Genomic DNA, 1,560 nt, shown 5'->3' on the forward strand with positions numbered 1-1,560 from the left:
CATCGAACACCACGGCAAAGGCGACCTGGCCTCGCTCCTCACCGGCAACGACACCTGGACGGTCGCCCCGCCCCGTACGGAGGAGAACCTGTCATGACCTACGTCATCGCCCAGCCCTGCGTCGACATCAAGGACCGCGCCTGCGTCGAGGAGTGCCCCGTCGACTGCATCTACGAGGGCCCGCGCAAGCTCTACATCCACCCGGAGGAGTGCGTCGACTGCGGTGCCTGCGAGCCGGTGTGCCCGGTCGAGGCGGTCTTCTACGAGAACGACCTGCCCGCCGAGTGGCGCGCGTACCTCACGGCCGACGCCGAGACGGCCGCGACCATCGGCTCGCCCGGCGGCGCCGCGGGCCAGGAGCCGTTCGCCGAGGACCACCCCGTCGTGGCGGCCGAACCGCTCCGCGAGAAAGCCAACTGACGGCACATCACGCAGTCACCACCGCCCGGCCATGGCGGACACGCCATCCCCCGCCGTGCGGACACACCGCACACGCCGCCCGCGCCCCGAGCCGAAATGAGTCCCCTGGTGAACAAGCCTGTCGTTCTGATCGCCGAAGAACTCTCGCCCGCCACGGTCGATGCCTTGGGTCCGGATTTCGAGATCCGGCATTGCGACGGGGCGGATCGTGCCGAGTTGCTGGGTGCGATCGTGGAGGTGGACGCGGTTTTGGTGCGTTCGGCCACGAAGGTGGACGCGGAGGTGATCGCCGCCGCGCGCAAGCTTCGGGTCGTCGCTCGTGCGGGTGTCGGTCTGGACAATGTGGATGTCTCGGCCGCTACGAAGGCCGGTGTGATGGTCGTCAATGCGCCGACGTCGAACATCGTGACCGCGGCGGAGTTGGCGTGTGGTCTGCTGGTGGCGTCGGCGCGCAACATTCCGCAGGCGAACGCGGCGTTGAAGAACGGTGAGTGGAAGCGCAGCAAGTACACGGGTGTGGAGCTGGCGGAGAAGACCCTGGGTGTGGTCGGTCTCGGTCGGATCGGTGTGCTGGTGGCGCAGCGGATGTCGGCGTTCGGCATGAAGATCGTGGCGTACGACCCCTACGTGCAGCCGGCGCGGGCGGCGCAGATGGGGGTCAAGCTGCTGTCGCTGGACGAGTTGCTGGAGGTGTCGGACTTCATCACCGTGCACCTGCCCAAGACCCCCGAGACCCTCGGCCTGATCGGCGATGAGGCGCTGCACAAGGTCAAGCCGTCGGTGCGCATCGTCAACGCCGCGCGTGGCGGCATCGTCGACGAGGCGGCGTTGGCCAGTGCGTTGAAGGAGGGTCGGGTCGCGGGTGCGGGTCTGGACGTGTTCTCGTCCGAACCGTGCACCGACTCCCCGCTGTTCGAGTTCGACAACGTCGTGGCCACCCCCCACCTGGGCGCTTCGACGGGTGAGGCGCAGGAGAAGGCAGGGATCGCGGTCGCGAAGTCGGTGCGGCTGGCGTTGGCGGGTGAGTTGGTGCCGGATGCGGTGAATGTGCAGGGTGGTGTGATCGCGGAGGATGTGCGGCCGGGGTTGCCGTTGGCGGAGAAGTTGGGGCGGATCTTCACGGCGTTGGCGGGTGAGGTC

2 protein-coding genes are annotated in these 1,560 nt (G+C 68.2%); both read left to right on the plus strand.

What is annotated here, in order from left to right; all coding sequences use genetic code 11:
- Positions 1-93: 93 nt before the first annotated feature.
- Complete coding sequence (fdxA, locus tag K7472_RS32195; RefSeq protein ID WP_222982792.1) at positions 94-420, plus strand: ferredoxin; 327 nt, start codon at positions 94-96, stop codon at positions 418-420.
- 105 nt (positions 421-525) lie between these two features.
- Positions 526-1,560: phosphoglycerate dehydrogenase (gene serA / locus K7472_RS32200; protein ID WP_222982794.1), on the plus strand; the 1,035-nt coding region annotated here is incomplete at its 3' end.

The sequence above is a fragment of the Streptantibioticus parmotrematis genome (assembly GCF_019890615.1).
Lineage (GTDB): Bacteria > Actinomycetota > Actinomycetes > Streptomycetales > Streptomycetaceae > Streptantibioticus_D > Streptantibioticus_D parmotrematis.